General features: G+C 28.7%; 16 protein-coding genes. 10 read left to right on the top strand and 6 right to left on the bottom strand.

The features are described 5' to 3' along the window. Nucleotides 1-54: 54 nt before the first annotated feature. Complete coding sequence (locus tag RT575_RS06160; protein WP_313579582.1) at nucleotides 55-858, top strand: alpha/beta fold hydrolase; 804 nt, start codon at nucleotides 55-57, stop codon at nucleotides 856-858. 209 nt (nucleotides 859-1,067) lie between these two features. Here RT575_RS06160 and mqo read toward each other — a convergent pair whose 3' ends face one another. The 3 genes from mqo to RT575_RS06145 form a co-directional block, all read right to left on the bottom strand. Then, nucleotides 1,068-2,543: a malate dehydrogenase (quinone) gene (gene mqo, locus RT575_RS06155; RefSeq protein ID WP_313579580.1), complete on the bottom strand. Its 1,476-nt coding sequence runs from the start codon at nucleotides 2,541-2,543 to the stop codon at nucleotides 1,068-1,070. Between the two features lie 149 nt (nucleotides 2,544-2,692). Continuing rightward, nucleotides 2,693-3,181, bottom strand: coding sequence for an RDD family protein (locus tag RT575_RS06150; protein WP_313579578.1), 489 nt, complete (start codon nucleotides 3,179-3,181; stop codon nucleotides 2,693-2,695). A 46-nt stretch (nucleotides 3,182-3,227) separates the two neighbouring features. Beyond that, nucleotides 3,228-4,709: a hypothetical protein gene (locus RT575_RS06145; RefSeq protein ID WP_313579576.1), complete on the bottom strand. Its 1,482-nt coding sequence runs from the start codon at nucleotides 4,707-4,709 to the stop codon at nucleotides 3,228-3,230. Nucleotides 4,710-4,857: 148 nt separating this feature from the next. On the opposite strand from RT575_RS06145, the gene RT575_RS06140 reads away from it, so the two are divergent. From RT575_RS06140 to RT575_RS06120, 5 genes are all read left to right on the top strand, one after another. Next, nucleotides 4,858-6,033, top strand: a complete 1,176-nt coding sequence (locus RT575_RS06140) for a 2-isopropylmalate synthase (protein WP_313579574.1) — start codon at nucleotides 4,858-4,860, stop codon at nucleotides 6,031-6,033. Beyond that, nucleotides 6,030-7,421 carry a 3-isopropylmalate dehydratase large subunit gene (leuC, locus tag RT575_RS06135; protein ID WP_313383904.1) on the top strand — a complete coding sequence of 464 codons (1,392 nt, stop codon included), beginning with the start codon at nucleotides 6,030-6,032 and terminating at the stop codon, nucleotides 7,419-7,421. The genes RT575_RS06140 and leuC overlap by 4 nt, the downstream gene beginning before the upstream one ends. 6 nt (nucleotides 7,422-7,427) lie before the next feature. After that, nucleotides 7,428-8,033, top strand: a complete 606-nt coding sequence (gene leuD / locus RT575_RS06130; protein WP_313579572.1) for a 3-isopropylmalate dehydratase small subunit — start codon at nucleotides 7,428-7,430, stop codon at nucleotides 8,031-8,033. Next, nucleotides 8,020-9,144: a 3-isopropylmalate dehydrogenase gene (gene leuB, locus RT575_RS06125; RefSeq protein ID WP_313579570.1), complete on the top strand. Its 1,125-nt coding sequence runs from the start codon at nucleotides 8,020-8,022 to the stop codon at nucleotides 9,142-9,144. Before leuD ends, leuB begins: the two co-directional genes overlap by 14 nt. Nucleotides 9,145-9,613: 469 nt before the next feature. Then, nucleotides 9,614-10,807 carry a C1 family peptidase gene (locus RT575_RS06120; protein ID WP_313579568.1) on the top strand — a complete coding sequence of 398 codons (1,194 nt, stop codon included), beginning with the start codon at nucleotides 9,614-9,616 and terminating at the stop codon, nucleotides 10,805-10,807. 58 nt (nucleotides 10,808-10,865) lie between these two features. Here RT575_RS06120 and RT575_RS06115 read toward each other — a convergent pair whose 3' ends face one another. Beyond that, complete coding sequence (locus RT575_RS06115; protein WP_313579566.1) at nucleotides 10,866-11,255, bottom strand: protease inhibitor I42 family protein; 390 nt, start codon at nucleotides 11,253-11,255, stop codon at nucleotides 10,866-10,868. A gap of 436 nt (nucleotides 11,256-11,691) precedes the next feature. Here RT575_RS06115 and RT575_RS06110 point away from each other — a divergent pair, with 436 nt between their 5' ends. From RT575_RS06110 to RT575_RS06095, 4 genes are all read left to right on the top strand, one after another. Next, entirely contained in the window at nucleotides 11,692-13,260 is a 1,569-nt protein-coding gene (locus RT575_RS06110; RefSeq protein ID WP_313579564.1) for an FAD-dependent protein, read from the top strand. Nucleotides 13,261-13,357: 97 nt separating this feature from the next. Then, entirely contained in the window at nucleotides 13,358-13,867 is a 510-nt protein-coding gene (locus RT575_RS06105) for a hypothetical protein (protein WP_313579562.1), read from the top strand. A gap of 222 nt (nucleotides 13,868-14,089) precedes the next feature. After that, complete coding sequence (locus RT575_RS06100; RefSeq protein WP_313579560.1) at nucleotides 14,090-14,785, top strand: nuclease-related domain-containing protein; 696 nt, start codon at nucleotides 14,090-14,092, stop codon at nucleotides 14,783-14,785. A gap of 363 nt (nucleotides 14,786-15,148) precedes the next feature. Continuing rightward, a complete protein-coding gene (locus RT575_RS06095) occupies nucleotides 15,149-18,061 on the top strand; it encodes a M16 family metallopeptidase (protein ID WP_409515948.1) in 2,913 nt (970 codons plus the stop codon). A gap of 97 nt (nucleotides 18,062-18,158) precedes the next feature. Here the strand turns inward: RT575_RS06095 and RT575_RS06090 are convergent, their stop codons facing one another. Both RT575_RS06090 and RT575_RS06085 read right to left on the bottom strand, forming a co-directional pair. Then, complete coding sequence (locus tag RT575_RS06090; protein WP_313579556.1) at nucleotides 18,159-19,343, bottom strand: helix-hairpin-helix domain-containing protein; 1,185 nt, start codon at nucleotides 19,341-19,343, stop codon at nucleotides 18,159-18,161. A 100-nt stretch (nucleotides 19,344-19,443) separates the two neighbouring features. Next, nucleotides 19,444-19,665, bottom strand: coding sequence for a PspC family transcriptional regulator (locus RT575_RS06085; RefSeq protein ID WP_313375174.1), 222 nt, complete (start codon nucleotides 19,663-19,665; stop codon nucleotides 19,444-19,446). Between the last annotated feature and the right edge of the window lies 1 nt (nucleotide 19,666).

Genomic DNA, 19,666 nt, shown 5'->3' with positions numbered 1-19,666 from the left:
TCGAAAAAAAAATACACGTATAATTTTATCCCATAAAAAATAAATAATATACTTATGAAAACAAACATAACTATCTTTTTCATTCTTGTACTTTTTTCAACTTATCTAAATGCTCAATTTACTAATATTGAAGATAAATTTTATCAGCCCAAAAAAGAAATGAAAAAGCTTGATTTTAAAAATACAGAGAATATTAGCTTAAAGGTTGATAATGATACAATAACTGGTGTTATACTAAAACCAAGTAATAATAAAAAAAATAAAACAATTGTATTTTTTCATGGAACAAGTGGAAATATATCTACTTACCAATATATTGTAAAACCATTGGTAGAAGATGGATTTCAAGTAGTAATGATTGATTTTAGAGGATATGGAAAATCTACAGGAAAGCCAAGTCATCTTAATGTAGCTTTTGATGGGCAAATATTTATCAATTATTTGTTAGGAAGAAAAGATATTAAGAATACTAAAATATATTTTTATGGAGCTTCTCTAGGATCGCAAATAGCAACGCATTTAGCAAAACAGAATCAGTCAAAAATAGCAGGTCTTATTATAGAGGGAGGAATGTCTTCGTTTACAGATATAGCAGTTCGTTTTGCTCCAGACAAAAAAGAACAAATAGAAATGTATATGCAATCTCCTTATTCTGCAAAAGAAGATGTGAAATATTTGAATAACATACCAAAGCTTTTTATTTATAGTAAGGGAGATTCTACTGTACCTTTTGAACATGGTCAAATTATTTTTGAGAATGCTACTGAACCAAAAAAGTTTATTGAATTTTCGGGTGAGCATATACAAGGAATGGTAATGCAACCAGAAATTATTTTGGCGGCAGTTAATAAACTTTAATCACGAATTTGCAATAGTGATTGACGCGGCATCCTTTTATAAACAATTCTTCTAAAAAAATAAATTTTATTGTTTATAAAAGATATAGCATAAAGCACGGTGCGAAGCAATTGCCCAAAAAGTAAACATAATTTATTATAAAGTTTAAAACAACTTCGAAATAAAAAAAATCGTCTTATAATTAAGACGATTTTTTTATTTATTTTATTTTATTTAAAAATCTTAAGGACTTCAGTAGTTCTTGCTCTAGAAGCTTCAGCTAATTCAGCATTTCCTAAATCTTCTCCATGAGATGGAATCATTTCTTTTATCAATGGATCCCAATTATTTTTCATTAGATTAGGGAAACATTGTTTAAGTAAATCTAACATGGCACTTACAGAAGTAGATGCACCAGGAGAAGCTCCTAATAAAGCAGACATAGAACCATCTTGCGATGTTACTATTTCTGTACCGAATTTTAGAGTTCCTTTTCCGTTTTCTTCTTCAATAACTTGTACACGTTGTCCAGCACTTTGTTCAAACCAATCTTCTAATTTAGCTTCTGGGTAGTATTCTTGTAAAGATTCTACCTTTTTCTCTTTAGATAATAGTACTTGACTGATTAAATATTTAGTTAAATCAATATTATGTAAACCACAATTAAGTAAAAAACCTACATTACCAAAGTTTACAGATTTAAATAAATCTGTATGAGATCCTTGTTTCAAAAATTTTGTTGAAAATGTAGCAAAAGGACCAAATAATAATGATTGTTTACCGTCAATAACACGAGTGTCTAAATGAGGAACAGACATTGGAGGCGCTCCAATTTTAGCTTTTCCATAAACTTTAGCATGGTGTTTTTTTATGACATCTTCGTTTTGGCAAATTAACCATTGTCCACCTACAGGGAAACCACCATATTTTTTAGATTCTGGAATACCAGTTTTTTGAAGTAATAAAATTGCTCCACCACCAGCACCAATAAATACAAAGTCTGCATTTACAGCTTTATTAGTTCCAGATTTTAAATCTTTAACTTTTATAGCCCATTTACCATTACTTAAACGAGTTAAATCTTTAACTTCGTGTTCAGTTTCTAGTGTGATTTCTTTTTTATTTTGTAACCCTTTAAATATTTGTCTTGTTAATTCTCCAAAATTAACATCAGTACCAAGGTTCATGTGCGTTGCTGCAACTTTTTCATTACCCTTTCTACCATCAACAATTAATGGAGCCCATTCTTTTATTTTAGAAATATCCTCAGAATATTCCATATCTTTAAATAAAGGATGTTGAGATAATTTCTCGTAACGTTTTTTCAAAAAGTTTACATCTTCATCTCCCCATACAAAAGACATATGTGGTGTTGGACGTAAAAATTTTTCTGGAGAAGAAACATAATTATTTTCGACTAAATAAGACCAAAATTCTTTAGATGTTTCAAACTTTTTAGCGATACCAACAGCTTTGTCAATATTAACAATACCATCCTTACCCATTGGAGTATAATTTAACTCACAAAAAGCAGAGTGTCCAGTTCCTGCATTATTGAAAGCATCAGAACTTTCAAATCCAATCTTATCTAATTTTTCGAAAACAGAAATTTTAATATTTGGATCAATTTTTTTAAGAAGTATACTTAGTGTTGCACTCATGATACCAGCACCAACCAATACGACCTCTTGAGGTTGCTTTTCCATTTTTCAAAAATATATTTTTGCTTACAAAGGTATCAATAAATAGTCTTTTTTACGAAATAATATTTAAAAAAAACAATGATATTTTACATTAAATATTTTTAACAACTACTTTTTAATGAATAAAAAGTAATTTATGCAATTATATTTTATTAGTGACCTATTTCATCAATGGTACTATTTGTTTTTAAACTTTCTTCAAAAGCTTTTTTATTAACAACTGTTGTCTTTGATATTTTATCATGCCAGTCATTTCCACCTAAAAAAGAAAAAGCATCAAAAGGTATTATTCTTGATATATTTCTTGAAAAATAGTCTTTTATTGTTGGATTTGTACCATCTATCATTACAACTTTGGTTCCAGTAATATATTTTCCAATTGATCTACCTTTTGTAATAGCTTCAATTCCAAAATAAATAAGAAAGTAAGCACTTGATGTCAAAATACGATCTAATAAAGGATGTATATTTTCAATTTCATTGAAAATTTTACTTTCAGGATTTATAAAATAAATAAAAAGAGATATTATAGAAAATATAATAATTATACTAATAACTATAAAAATAGAATCAATAATAAAATTTAAAAATCGAACTCCTTGATTAGCTTTGTTTTCTCCAACAGTATAATCTTGATGCATATAGAATTAATTGAATAGATATAATGTAACATTATTATATCTGAAATTAAATTTTATCTTTTATCCAACGGCGAAGATTAATATAGTTGGTATTTCTTCTTAATAATTCATCAGATTCAGCTTCAATTAAAAATTTATCTAAATCACGAAAAGCTTTTATTTTTTCTTGTGGATATAAATCATTTAATTCAATAAAGAATAAACTAATTTTTCTAGTTATACTATTATTATTCTTCATTTTTTTACAAAACTGATGTGTTTTATAAGAATAAGAATCAAGTTCAAGATCGTTTCCAGAATCATATAAATTCATCATAATTAGAACATAGGTATAAAAATGTAAATCTTCTTGAATATAGAAATCACTATTGACAATTTTTTGACAGTACTCGAAAGAATTTTCCCAATCTTTATTTAAAAAATGATAGGCAGCTATTTTTAGATATAATATTAATATATGATGGTTATCTATTTTTCGTTGATGTAATTTTATTTCTCTAAGTATATCCTTTATAAGAAAAGGGCTTATATTTTCTTTTGGATTGATGAAGAAATAATTTAATTTACTATTAAATTTTGTTATAAACCATAATGCTTCCACATTATCAGTAGAAGGAAAATAAGCAGATGATTTTTCTAATTGATCATACCAAAATTTAAATTCTTCCGAGTTTTTCTTTAAGTATAATATTTTTAATAAATAAGTATGACCTTTTAAAAACCAAACAGGATGTTGTTGAATTCTTTCTTTTTTCTCATAAAATAATTCAACCCATTTTTTTGAGTATTCAAAAGCATAATCAGAATCCTGTATTAGCATAGCAAGCCAAACATTAGCCTTGTAAAACCATAATTTCTCTTTGAATTTAAGATCGTTAAGATTAATATCTTTTGTTTGTTCAATAAATAATTTTTTTATTTTATTTATCTCTTCTTCATTTTTTGCATATCCATTTTCCAATAGAAGACTATATAATTTTAAAGATAAATTTGATAATCTATTGGTTTGTAAATTTTGTAAACTTAATTCTTCCGATTCTTCTATTAATTGATCAGCTCTACCAGAAATACTTCGAGTGATAAATTGAGATTCAATTATTTTTTCTAATTCTAATATATCATAAGCAATAGCTTTTTCTTCTAATTCATAAGCTTGAAATTTTGCTTTATCTAGAATTTTTAAACTTTGTTTATATAGTCCTTTTTGATATAAAATTGTGGCAAAATCAAATTGTTCCCTAATCTGCATTCGATTATTCTGTTGAGAAGGGCTCATTCGTAAACTAATTAGTATTTGTTTATAGAGGTGTGCTTTTAAATTTGATAACTGTTGTTTAGTAGTAATTTTCTTTTTTAAAATGACAGTTTCATCATATTCCTCCAATTTATCCAATGTATCAAATAATAATAAAAATTTAGCATCAGCATTAATCTGTAAACGGTTTACATAAACTTTAAATTGTCGTTTTTCTGAACGATTTAAAGATTTTATTAGGCTAAAAAGAGAATCTTTATTGTAATTAGACATTGTAATTTAAAAAGGTTTAAAATTCTTTAAATGAATAACTTATATTAAAATTAACTTGTTTATGAATTGTAATAAAAGTATATTATTTCAAAGACTAAAGTTAACAAAAAATTAATTTCACATTACAAATACAAACAAAAGAATTGGTATGAGTGCAGAAAAGATTCAAATTTTTGATACAACATTAAGAGATGGAGAACAAGTGCCAGGTTGTAAACTAAATAAGAAACAAAAACTGGAAATTGCTGCTAAATTAGATGATTTAGGAGTTGATGTTATTGAAGCTGGTTTTCCAATTTCGAGTCCAGGTGATTTTGATGCAGTAAATGCGATCTCAAAATTAGTGAAAAATGCAACTGTATGTGGATTAACTCGCGCAAACAAAAAAGATATAGAGGCTGCTGCTAGAGCATTGCAATATGCAGTAAAGCCAAGAATTCATACAGGGATTGGTACTTCTGATTCTCATATTATTCACAAATTTAACTCTAACAAAGAAGCAATAATAGAACGTGCTGTAGAAGCTGTTGCTTATGCCAAATCTTTTGTAGATGATGTAGAATTTTATGCTGAAGATGCAGGTAGAACAGATAATGCTTATTTAGCAAAAGTTTGTGAAGAAGTTATAAAAGCTGGTGCTACAGTACTTAATATTCCAGATACTACAGGATATTGTTTACCATATGAATATGGAAATAAGATAAAATATTTAAAAGATAACGTTCCTGGAATAGAAAATGTTATTATTTCTTGTCATAATCATAACGATTTAGGTTTAGCGACAGCAAATGCAGTAGCAGGAGCTATTAATGGTGCTAGACAAATAGAATGTACGATTAACGGTATCGGAGAACGTGCAGGGAATACAGCATTAGAAGAAATTGTAATGGTTTTTAAACAACATAAAGAACTTAATTTATATACAGATATTGATACAAGAATGTTAACAGAATTAAGTCAGTTTACATCAGAAACGATGGGAATGATTGTTCAGCCAAATAAAGCAATTGTAGGTTCTAATGCATTTGCACATAGTTCTGGTATTCATCAAGACGGTGTTATTAAGAATAGAGAAACTTACGAAATTATAGATCCTGCTGAGGTTGGTGTAAACGAATCATCTATTATATTAACAGCTCGTAGTGGACGTTCAGCTTTAGCTTATCGTTTAAAAAATATTGGTTTTGAGGTAACTAAAAATGAATTAGATGTTTTGTATGAACAATTTTTAGAAGTTGCTGATGCAAAAAAAGAAGTCGTCAAAGAAGATTTAGAAAGATTAATGTATCAATTTAATCAAACAGTAGAAACAAAATTTGCATGAAAACATTATTCGACAAAGTGTGGGATGCACATGTAGTGAGCCAAGTAGAAAATGGGCCACAAGTAATTTACATAGATAAACACCTTATTCATGAGGTGACAAGTCCACAAGCATTTGCTGAATTAGAAGCTAGAAATATACCAGTTTTTAGACCAAATCAAATTGTAGCAACAGCAGATCACAATGTGCCAACAATCGACCAAGATAAACCGATTACAGAACCATTGTCTAAACAACAATTAGAACAATTGGCAATTAATTGTAAAAAAAATAATATATCTTTTTATGGATTAGGACATCCATATCAAGGTATTATTCATATTATTTCTCCAGAATTAGGAATTACACAACCAGGAATGAGTTTGGTTTGTGGAGATAGTCATACGTCTACTCATGGAGCCTTCGGGGCAATAGCTTTTGGAATTGGAACTAGCCAAGTTGCTCAAGTTTTTGCAAGTCAATGTTTGTTGATGAACAAGCCGAAATCTATGCGTGTTACAGTAAATGGAAAATTAAATCCGAATGTTCAACCAAAAGATGTTATCTTATATATCATTTCAAAAATCGGAACAAATTCTGGAACTGGATATTTCTGTGAATATGCTGGTGATGTTTTCGAAAATATGTCGATGGAAGGAAGGATGACAGTTTGTAACATGTCTATAGAAATGGGAGCTCGTGGAGGAATGATAGCTCCAGATCAAACAACATTCGATTATCTAAAAGGGAGAGAATTCGCACCAAAAGGAGAAGAATGGGAACAAAAAGTTGCTTATTGGAAAACATTACCAACAGATGAAGGTGCTGTTTTTGATAAAGAAGTAGAGTTTGATGCTGCTGATATTCAACCAATGATTACCTTCGGAACAAATCCAGGAATGGGAATTGCAGTTAATGATGTAATTCCATCTAAAGATTCTTTAAGTGAAAATGAAAAAGATTCTTTCGAAAAATCATTAAAATATATGGGATTCAAAGATAATCAATCAATTATCAATTATCCGATAGATTATGTTTTTATAGGAAGTTGTACCAATGCAAGAATAGAAGATTTGCGTACAGTAGCCAATTATGTAAAAGGTAAGCAACGTAATGAAAACGTTGTTGCTTGGATTGTTCCAGGTTCAAAACAAGTCGAAAAACAAGCAATAGAAGAAGGTTTAGATAAAATTTTCGAAGAAGCAGGATTCAAATTAAGAGAACCTGGTTGTTCAGCTTGTTTAGCAATGAATGAAGATAAAGTTCCAGAAGGTAAATATTGCGTTTCTACGTCAAATAGAAATTTTGAAGGAAGACAAGGTCCAAATTCTAGAACATTATTAGCAAGTCCACTTTTGGCAGCTGCAGCAGCAGTTCATGGTAAAATTGTAGACATTAATCAAAATTAAAAAGAAATGGATTCTATCAATCATATAAAATCATCAGCTGTTCCTATCAAAATAGAAAACATAGATACAGACCAAATTATCCCAGCTCGTTTCCTAAAAGCAATTAGTAGAGAAGGATTTGGAGATAATCTATTCAGAGATTGGCGATATAACCAAGATAATCAGCAGATAGAGAGTTTTCCATTAAATGATTCAAAATTTAAAGGAAAAATCTTAGTTGCAGGTAAAAATTTTGGTTGTGGTAGTAGCCGAGAGCATGCAGCTTGGGCAATTAAGGACTATGGTTTCGATGTTGTTATTAGTAGCTACTTTGCAGATATTTTCAAAGGAAATGCACTAAATAATGGTATTTTACCAATTGTTGTAGAAGATGAGGTATTAAATACTATTTTTCAAAACATAGACGAAAACCCAGAAATAGAACTTGAAGTAGATTTAGAAAATCAAACATTAAAAATCAAAGATATTCAATTAACCTTTGATGTAGATTCTTATAAAAAGATTTGTTTATTAAACGGATATGATGATATCGATTTTTTAATTAGTCAAAAAGATAAAATAGAACAATACGAACAAAAACAACATAAATCTTTACAAAATGAAAACGCATAAAATAGCTGTGCTTTCTGGTGATGGAATTGGACCAGAAATCATTTTAGAATCTGTGAAAATTCTAAAAGTAGTAGAACAAGTTTTTAACTATAGTTTTGTATTCGAAGAAGGATTGATAGGTGCAATTGCAATTGACGAAACAGGAAATCCTTTACCAGAAAGTACATTACAGCTATGTAAAGATGCCGACGCTGTTTTATTTGGTTCTATTGGAGATCCAAAATATGATAATGATCCCAATGCGAAAGTTCGACCAGAACAAGGATTACTAAAATTAAGAAAAGAGCTTGGTTTATTTGCTAATATCAGACCAATCAAAGCATATGAGTCATTATTAGGGAAAAGTCCTCTAAAGAAATCGCATATCGAAGGAACAGATATGGTTATTTTTCGTGAATTAATCAACGGAATTTATTTCGGAGAAAAATTCACAGCAGACGATTATTCTTATGCATACGATACATGCACTTACAAAAAAGAAGACATCGAACAAATTACACATTTAGCATTTCAAGAAGCATTAAAACGTCGTAAAAAAGTAACATTAGTAGATAAAGCAAACGTATTAGATACTTCACGTTTATGGAGAAAAGTTGCAATGGAAATTAGCAAACAATATCCAGATGTAGAATTAGATTTCCTTTTTGTAGATAATGCTGCAATGCAATTAATCATCAATCCAAAACAATTTGATGTTATCCTTACAGAAAACATGTTTGGAGATATTATATCAGACGAAGGAAGTGTAATCGGAGGAAGTATCGGTCTGTTACCATCTTCATCCGTAGGAACAGAAAATGCATTATTCGAACCTATTCATGGTTCTTATCCACAAGCCAAAGGAAAAGGAATTGCAAACCCAATGGCATCTATTCTCAGTGCAGCAATGATGCTTCGCTATTTAGGATTAGAAGAAGGAGCAAAGGCTATAGAAGATGCAGTAGAAAATGCAATTAATAACCTTATTGTAACATCAGATTTAGACGAAACAAGTGATTATTCAACATCAGTTGTAGCAAACTATGTCATAAAAATATTATTGAGCGAGCATGACCAACAATCATATATTAATTTAGAAAATATTTTGATAGGTAAATCGACCATTATATAGTTTATATTTTTTATCTCAAAAAGCCATTCGGAAATCTGACTCTGAATGGCTTTTTTTATTTTTAGGCCAATCCCTACGAGACGCCCTTTCCGCTCTCAATCTTTTTACTTCGCTTTCCGCTGCAGATTAATTTTTAGATATAATTTCTTAATATGGATAACTAAATAAAAGAGCTTGTAGTAATCTGTAAAAAAAATGTTTTCACAGACCTGATTTAGCCAATAATAACAATCTTGTAAAGTTGTTTTTGTTGGGTACTTTGAGATAACAACTCGAGCGAGAAGCAACAGTAATGTTGTGTTTTATCTTTAGAAAAATATTTTAATTGAACATATACCCCTTTTTAAAAAGTTGTTTAACAGATAAATATCAATTTTTTTTTGAAAAAAAATAAAAATAATAGGGTTTTTGTATAACATTTTCATGAAATTAGCGACATATTCAGTACTCTAATAAAATACAATACAAAATGCGTAAAATTTTTTATCCAATTTTCGCAGCTTCAATCTTATTTGGAGGTGTACAATTGGCATCAGCACAAGACAACCTAGTTAACTCACTTAATAAAAATGTTAGTAATAACAGTAAAGAAGCTTTCAAATTTACAGAAGTTATTAATCTAACAAATACACCTATAAAAAACCAAGGTTCATCTGGTACTTGTTGGTCATATTCAGGGAATTCTTTCTTTGAGTCGGAAATGGCAAGAATGGGTAAACAACCAGTAGCTTTGTCTCCAATTTTTAATGCAAGAAATACTTACGTAGAAAAAGGGAAACAATATGTACGTATGCATGGTGCAACAACTTTAGGAGATGGAGGATCATTTTTTGACGTTATCAACACAATCAAAAATTACGGAGCTGTTCCTACAGAAGTTTACACAGGGTTAAACTACGGAACAAAAAATAATAAATTTGGTGAAATGGCAGCAATCCAAGAAGGAGTTTTAAAAGCTGTAGTTTCTAATCCAAACGGAACATTAACTCCAAACTGGGAAAAAGCTTATACTGCTGTATTAGATAGCTATTTAGGTGCTTACCCAAGCGAGTTTACTTACAACGGTAAAAAATATACTCCACGTACTTTTGCAGATCAAGTTACAGGAATTAAACCTCAAGATTATGTAGCTATAACATCTTTCAAAGATCATGCTTACTACAAACCATTTGTTTTAGCTGTTCCTGATAACTGGGCTTACGAATCTTTTTACAATGTTCCAATGACAGAGCTTACAGATAATATTGACTATGCATTGAAAAATGGATTTACTGTAGCTTGGGCAACAGATGTATCTGAAAAAGGATTTAGCTGGAAAAATGGTGTTGCTTATGTACCAGAAGTTGATTTTGCTGACATGACGCCAGAACAAAAAGCTGATATGTTCAATGGTCCAAAACCAGAAAAAGTGATTACAGAAGATATGCGTCAAGCAGCTTTTGATGATTACCAAACAACAGATGATCATGGAATGCACATTGTTGGTTTAGCAAAAGATCAAAACGGTAAAGAATATTATATCGTTAAGAATTCTTGGGGATTAACAAATGATTACGAAGGATATCTTTATGTAACAAAAGCTTTTGTACAATACAAAACAACTAACATTTTATTACATAAAAATGGTGTTCAAAAACAAACGCTTAAAAAATTAGGATTATAATTTATTAATCTTTCTATTTAATAGTAAAAATGCATCTCTTATGAGATGCATTTTTTATTTATTTTACAATGAATTTTATTTGTTTAGTATTTTCTACTGCATCTTCCCAACTTCTTTTATAATCGAAACGGATTGTGCATTCACCATTCTTATTGGCTTTTATTTTATATGTTTTTTTAGATGGAGCTCCCATTGCTCCAGTTTTATTATCAGAAGTTATAGCTTCATTTACAATTGCAACATTACAGTCATTAGGAACTGTTGTAGTCCAATCATAACCAGTTGTTGGATTTGTTGTTATAGTAAAATCAACTTCCTCTCCATTGTTTAGATGAATTGTTTTTTCTGTTTTTACATCATCTAAATTAATTGTGTTACTATTTTTTTGATTTGTAGCACAAGAGCTAATCATTGCACCTATTCCTAAGGTTAAAAGTACTTTTTTCATTTTCTTATTTTTATATTTTATCAACAAAATTAATTCAGAGTAGTATCAATTTATACCTTCCATTTAATTTTGTAATCTATTTTTTTAAAACAATAATTATGCCTCAAAAAGCTGCTCAAAAACAAACGCAATAATTTTTTCATTTTTCTATTTTTCTTTGGGCAAATCCTTCGGAACAGGCTTTCTCGTTACAATCTTTGCTGATTGGTCATTGAGCTGAAGTTGAAATGCATTCAATCAGCAAAGGATTTCCACTTCAATCCTTTTTGCGAATAATATAATGAATAACGACTAATTATAAATTAGGTTAACTTACGTTTTCAAAACCACTAATCATCAAAGCTTAACATCATCAATCATTTAAAAAGTATTCAACTTCTGATAAAATAAAAAAATATAAGCGTAATTTTGTAGTCTATTTTTTTAGACAATAATTATGCCTCAAAATGTAACTATACGCATTTCTCCTGCAGAAGCAGCAAACGAAAAAGTTTTAAAACAACGTTTAGCAAGCGCAGCAAAAACAAAATCAGAAAACATAAACGCTTATCAAATTGTTCGTCGTTCCTTAGACGCAAGAAGCCGAAATATTGTAACACAATTACAAGTAAATGTTTTTGTAAACGAAGAATTTTATGATGCTTTCGAGTTTAATCCTAATCTGCAAAATGTAGAAAATAAACACGAAGTATATATAGCTGGTGCTGGTCCTGCTGGACTTTTTGCAGCCTTAGAATTAATAGAACAAGGATTAAAACCAATCATTATAGAACGTGGTAAAAATGTACGTGACAGAAGACGAGATTTAGCCGCGATGAATAAAGATGGTATTGTGAATCCTGAATCTAATTATTGTTTTGGAGAAGGTGGAGCAGGTACATATTCTGATGGAAAATTATATACTCGTTCTACCAAACGAGGAAATATATTAAAGTCTTTACAATGGTTTGTTCATTTTGGTGCAACAGAACGTATCTTACAAGAAGCACATCCACATATCGGTACAAACAAACTTCCTGGAATTATCGCAAAAATGCGAGAAACAATCATAGAATGTGGAGGAGAAGTTTGGTTTGATACAAAATTGACGGATATAATTATTGAGGACAATAAAATAAAACAAATCGAGATTAATCACGATAAAAAAATAAATACGAATGCACTTATTCTTGCAACTGGACATTCGGCTCGTGATATTTTTAGATTATTGGATGATAAAAAAATATTCATTGAAGCAAAACCATTTGCATTGGGAGTTCGTGTAGAACATCATCAAAGTTTGATTGACGCTGCACAATATCATTGTCCTATTGGTACAGAAAGAAATGAATTGTTACCTCCAGCATCTTATTCATTGGTTTCACAAGAAGCTGGTCGTGGTGTTTTCTCATTCTGTATGTGTCCAGGAGGAATTATTGCTCCAGCATCTACAGACGAAGGAGAATTGGTTGTAAATGGTTGGTCACCTTCTAGAAGAGATGGTTTCTTTGCTAACTCTGGAATGGTTGTAACGGTAGATGAAAAAGATTTTGCTAAATATGGTTTTACTGGACCATTGGCTGGAATGAAGTTTCAACAAATGGTAGAACAAAAAGCATGGCAAGTTGGCGGAGGAAAATTAAAAGCGCCTGCACAACGTATGACAGATTTTGTTTCGGGTAAGTTGTCTAATTCATTGAACGATTGTTCGTATCTGCCAGGATTAAATTCTGGATTATTGAGTGATATTTTACCAAAAGAAGTTCACCAATCTCTGAAACAAGGTTTTCAAACTTTTGGAAAAAAGATGAATGGTTACTTTACAGAAAATGCCAATGTTGTTGCGACAGAATCTAGAACTTCATCGCCTGTTCGTATTCCAAGAAATGATGAAACTTTACAACATGTACAAGTTGCTGGTTTATTTCCTTGTGCCGAAGGTGCAGGTTATGCTGGTGGAATTATTTCTGCTGCAATGGATGGTGCAAAAGTTGCTATTGCTTTGAAACAGTTTGTTAAAAAGTAATATAGTGTTTTGGTAAATTATTGAAAAAGTAGTTTATATTTGCGGGAATAAATAAGTTGTGTGCAAGCTTTTTTCAATAAAAACGGTTTAGTAAATTATGAGAGAAATTTTGAAAAATTATGGAGCTTTAATTGGTCCATTTTTAGCATTTACTTTAGGAATTTTAGCAATTTATATTAAGTGGAATGTCGATAAACAAATTGATAAATCAAAAAGCAAAGCAAAACTAAAAAAACTTATTAAAATAATTAAAGAAACTAAACCTCCAAAAACATATTTTGAAAATAAAAGTGAAAATTTTATTCATGCAGATGAAGCGAGGAATTTAACTAATCTATCAATTTATAAATTAAAATTTAATATGATTATAGCATTTGTAAACACAATTGAAAATGAAGTGCTTGCAAACTGTGATAATGGACAAATAAAACAGTTTTATGAGCTAAAATTTATTTCAGAGTATTCCCTTGAAGAAATTAATAATTCAAGACATTCATTTAAAAGGGGAAAATTTGAAAAACATGATTTTTACAAAATAATGGACAATTATGAAAGATTGATAAATGCTTGTGAGAACCCTGGATCAGATTTTATTTATAGAGAATAAAAAAAGCCTGTAGGTAACATTTTAAATGCGGGGTTAAATTCTAAATTGATAATATTTAGGTATTTACACAAAAACTATATTTTATTTGTTTAAAAAGAGTAAATTAGCAAATAAAAAATGGTTTTGCTAACTGTAGCACTTAATTGAACTTTTTATTCAATCCTTCTCAAAGCTTGAAATCATTAGTGACATGTTTTTGACACCATGTTAGAATCTAAATAAATGAATTTGTACTTTATTATCCCTATCATCATTCTATTATTTATAGTTGTTTTTTTAATTTATAATGAAATTGAAAATAGAAAATTACTTAAAACAGTTACAAGTTTAGACAGAGGAACTTCTTCCGAACGAAAAATGGTTTTAAGAATCTTGAAATCAGGAATCAAATCAACTGCAATTTTCCACGATTTATATTTGAATAATGGAAATGAACAATATTCTCAAATAGATATAGTCGTTGCTACAAAAGTTGGAATTATAGTTTTCGAAGTGAAAGAATATAGCGGTTGGATTTTTGGAAGTGAGAATCAGGTAAATTGGACACAATTATTAGCATATGGAAAACAGAAATATAAGTTTTATAACCCTATTTTACAGAATAAAAAACATATAGAAGATTTAAGAAGGGTATATAATTTTGATGATATTCCAATTTATTCATTGATTGTCTTTTTCGGTAATTGTACATTAAAAAATCCTATTAATTTACCCCATGGAACATATTTAACTAAATCCAATAGCGTTATGGAATGGTTTAACAATATACTAGAAAAACAAAAACTTGTACGATATGGAAACCAATGGGATATTGCTAATTTTCTTAAACAAGCAGTTGAAAATGGTGAGAGTTCTATAATACGAGAAAAACACCTAAATAATATTCAAAGATTAAAATTTATAAATAAAAGTAATTAACCCAGCTACTATCATCTCTAATTGTTGCACAACTCATAATTTTATATACAAAAACTTACTATTATAAAATAAACCTCTTTAAAAACTATTTTAAGGAGGTTTATTTTTTAATCTAATTCATGATACGATCATTTCATAGTATCATGAATATGTTACGAGATAAAAAAAAATTCAACTTATCGAAAAAATAATTTTTATAAACTTATCCTATATCCCATTTTACCAATAAAGTGATAGTATATATTAACTCTTTTATATCTTTGTAATTCATTTATTATTTAAAATTAATAGTACATCATACTCATATGTAAGAATATAATTGATTATAATTCTTAACTTTAAGCTGTTTATAAAAAGTAACATATGAGGAAATCTATTTTTTTATGCGGAATTTTATTTAATTCCGTACTAACTTATGCACAACTACAAACAGTGAAAAAAACTGATAATAAAGGATATACTTACGAAATAGTAGAAAATGATCCTTCGAACACACGAATATATACGTTGAAAAATGGGTTGAAAATTTATTTAGCTCAATTAAAAGACGAACCAAGAATTCAAACTCATATCGCTGTAAAAACAGGTTCTAATAACGATCCAGAAGATAATACTGGTTTGGCACATTACTTAGAACACATGGTTTTTAAGGGAACTTCTAAAATAGGAACACAAGATTGGAACAAAGAGAAACCTTTAATTCAAGAAATATCTAATTTATATGAGCAACATAAAGCAGAAACTGATCCTGCTAAAAAAGTTGCTATTTATAAAAAGATAGATGAGGTTTCTCAAGAAGCATCAAAATATGCAGTAGCAAATGAATACGATAAATTAATCTCGTCGTTGGGTGCTTCAGGAACAAATGCTCATACATCTGTAGAAGAAACAATCTACCACAATAATATTCCGAACAACGAATTAGAAAAATGGTTGAAAGTAGAATCTGAACGATTTAATGAATTAGTATTAAGATTATTTCATACAGAATTAGAAGCCGTTTACGAGGAGTTTAATAGAGCGCAAGATAACGATGCACGTTTAGTTTATTATAAATTGATGCAGAATCTTTATCCTCAATCTCATTACGGAACACAAACAACAATAGGAACATCAGAGCATTTAAAGAATCCTTCGATGGTTGCTATTCATAATTATTTTGATAAATATTATGTGCCAAATAATATGGCAGTAATGTTAATTGGTGATTTTGATTTTGATACAGCTGTTCCATTAATTGATAAATACTTTGGTAGCTACAAAACAAAACCTCAACCACAACAATATGTTGCGAAAGAAGAACCAATAAAAAGTATCGTTGTAAAAGAAGTTGCAAGTCCATCTTCGGAACGTGTACAGTTTGCTTATCGTTTTGATGGAGCAAATAGTTCTGATGCAAAATATGTAACATTAATAGACTATATTTTAAGTAATTCTACAGCTGGTTTAATTGATTTGAATATCAATCAGCAACAAAAAGCTTTAAGAGCGAGTAGTGGAGCTTCATTTTTCCGTGATTACGGAATGCATTCTTTCTCTGGAGTTCCAAAACAGGGTCAAAGCTTGGAAGAAGTAAGAGATTTAATTTTAGCACAAATAGACAATATCAAACAAGGGAATTTTGATGATTGGATGATTGAAGCTGTTGTAAACGATTTAAAAAAATCTCGTTTACAAAGTTGGGATAACCCAAGAGCGTTAGCAGCTAATTTATACAAATCATATATTAATGATGTTCCTTGGGCTGAGGTTGTAGATCAATATGATGAAATAGGTCGAATTACAAAACAAGAATTAATTGATTTTGCTAAAAAACATTACAATGATAATTATGTAATTGTTTATAAAAGACAAGGAGAAAATAAAGATTTAGTTCGTGTTTCTAATCCTGGAATTACACCAATTCAATTAAACCGTGATGCTGAATCTCAGTTTTATAAAGATTTCATGAAATTGGAAGTGAAAGAAATTGCTCCTGTTTTTGTTGATTTCAAAAAAGAACTGAAAGAAAGTAAAGTTAAAAATGTAAAATTTACTTCGATCGATAACAAAACAAATGATCTTAGTTCTGTTTATTATATTTCTGATATAGGATCTGATAATGACAGTAAATTAGGATTAGCAATTAACTATTTAGATTATTTAGGTACTTCTAAATATTCTCCAGAAAATCTTAAAAAAGAATTTTATAAAATAGGAGTAGAGTTTGGTGTTAATACAGGAGCAGATAGAACATATGTTTATTTAACTGGTTTACAAAAAAACTTGGATGCAGGGATAAAATTATTTGAGCATTTAATTAATGATGCAGTTGCAGATAAAGCTTCTTACCAAGAGTATGTGAATACAATTTTAAAATCGAGAGAAAATTCTAAAAAGAATAAGAATGCAATTTCGTACGCATTAAATATGTATGCACAATATGGAGAGAATAATCGATTTAGAGATATTTTATCAGAAACGGAGTTAAAGAATATTAATCCAACTGAATTAACTCAAATAATTAAAAACTTTTTTAATTATAAACATCAAATATTCTATTACGGGAATGATGTTACTGCAACTAAAAAAGCAATAGAAAAGAACCATAATTTAGGTAAAAATTTAACGTATACTTCTAAAAAAGATTTTCCACAACCAATAACAGATGGTAAAGTATATTTTGCACCTTACGAAATGGTACAAGCAGAAATAAACTTCATTGCACGCGATACCAAATACGATACAAGTTTATTAACACCATCAGGAATTTTTAATGAGTATTTTGGAGGAGGATTATCTTCTATTGTTTTTCAAGAAATTCGTGAATCTAAGTCATTGGCTTATTCTGCACGATCAAGTTATTCTAATGCGAATAAAAAAGATTTATACAATTACGTAAGAGCAAGTATAGGCACACAAGCAAATAAATTACCACAAGCTGTAGAAGCAATGAATGAATTGATGAATAACATGCCAAAAGCGCCTAATCAGTTCGAAAATTCTAAACAAGCAGCATTAAAACAAATTGCTACAAAACGTTATACAAAATCTAATATTTTCTTTTATTGGTTATCATTACAAGATAGAGGTTTAGATTATGATATCAATAAAGATATTTATGCACAAACTTCAACATTAACTTTGGATCAGTTAAATGATTTCTTTAATAAACATATTAAAGGACAAAAATATAATGTTGGCTTAGTTGGTGATAAATCTAATCTTGATTGGCCTTCTGTACAGAAATTAGGTGAAGTAAAAGAATTAACATTAGAAGATTTATTTAATTACTAATTTTAGTATTCTTAATAATATAGAATCAATAAACGCGCCTAGAAAAATTCTAGAGCGCGTTTATTTTAACCTAACCTAACTAAAAAAAACTATATTTTTATTTGAAATATAAATATGGTTCTATTTCTTTAAATTTTTCTTCGCTTATAGCATAGCATCTTTTTAATGTTTGAGCATCTTTGAACTCTCCACCTAATGATTTTTTGAAATTAAGAATTGTATTCGCTTGTTTTTCTGTAAAACCTAGCTTTATCCATTCTTCTTTTGTTAAATCGTTTGGATTAAATTTATTTTTTATATCAGTTTTTGAAACAACATTTTCATTTTCTTTTGTTTTTGATTTTTGTTCAATTTGCTCATTATTAGTATTAAATGTGATATAAGGTTCTAATTCTATATATTTTTCATCAGAAATTACATAACATTTGCGTAATTGATCTTTGTTTGTGAATTTTCCACCCAATATTTTTTTATACTTTATAATTGTTTCTGCTTGTTTGGATGTAAATCCTATCTTTTGCCAATCTTTTTCAGTATATAAATTTGGATTAAAAGAGGAATAATTTATTTTAGCTTTAGTTTGTTTTGTCGAGAATTTTTCGTCTTGTTTTGTTTTTTCTGGTAACAAAATATAAGGTTTCATTTCCAAATATTTTTCATCAGATATTACAAAGCATTTTTTAAGTTGTTCTTTACTTGTAAATTTTCCACCTAAAATTTGTTTGTATTTCATAACTATTTCGGCTTGTTTAGCACTAAAGCCTAATTTTTCCCATCCTTGTTGAGTTATGTCATTTGGATTAAAATTTTTATAAGTGATGGAAGATGTATTTATATCTTTACTTGATTCATCTTTTGATGGAAGTAATAAATAAGGTGCTAGTTTTTGATATTTTTCATCATCAATAACATAGCATTTACTAAATTCTTCCTTAGATATAAATTCTCCTCCAACTATTTTTTTATACTTTAAAATAATATCAGCTTGCTTATCAGAAAAACCAAGTTGAATCCATTCTTCTTTTGTCAAATCATTTGGATTAAATGGAGAAATAGAATCTTTTAATTGTAAAGTATTTTTATTAGAAAAATTATTTTTAGCCTTAGAAATTATAGCATATTCTTTTAAAAATAATTTATCAGTTTCAGTTAATGTAAAATCATTTTTTTCAAATGAGATATTCTGAATTATTTCAAATAAAAGGATTAAAATAATAGATATATATAAACCTATACGTTGTGATTTAGTTATATGGAAAAAATGTTTTTTTAAATATTTCATATCTATATTCTTATTAATAATTTATAACTAACTGTCAAATAATTAGTAAATTATAAATAAAAATATAAAGTATAGGTTTTAAGTATTTATAATTAAATATTTATAAATCGAAGACTGATTTTCTTTTTACAACGAGACAATCTTTTACCCAAAAGAAGAAAAGCATTATAAAATATCCTATAAATGTAAGACCAAATGTAGCAAAAGATAAATAGATAAATATTAGACGTAATTTTACTACACGAACGCCTAATTTATCTGCAAATCTAGAGATTACATTAAACCATTCGTTTTCAGTAAAATTTCTGATTTTATCTTTCATT

Source organism: Chishuiella sp., assembly GCF_032109125.1.
In the GTDB taxonomy this organism is placed as follows: Bacteria; Bacteroidota; Bacteroidia; order Flavobacteriales; family Weeksellaceae; genus Empedobacter.
This window is presented reverse-complemented; position numbering and strand designations above follow the sequence as displayed.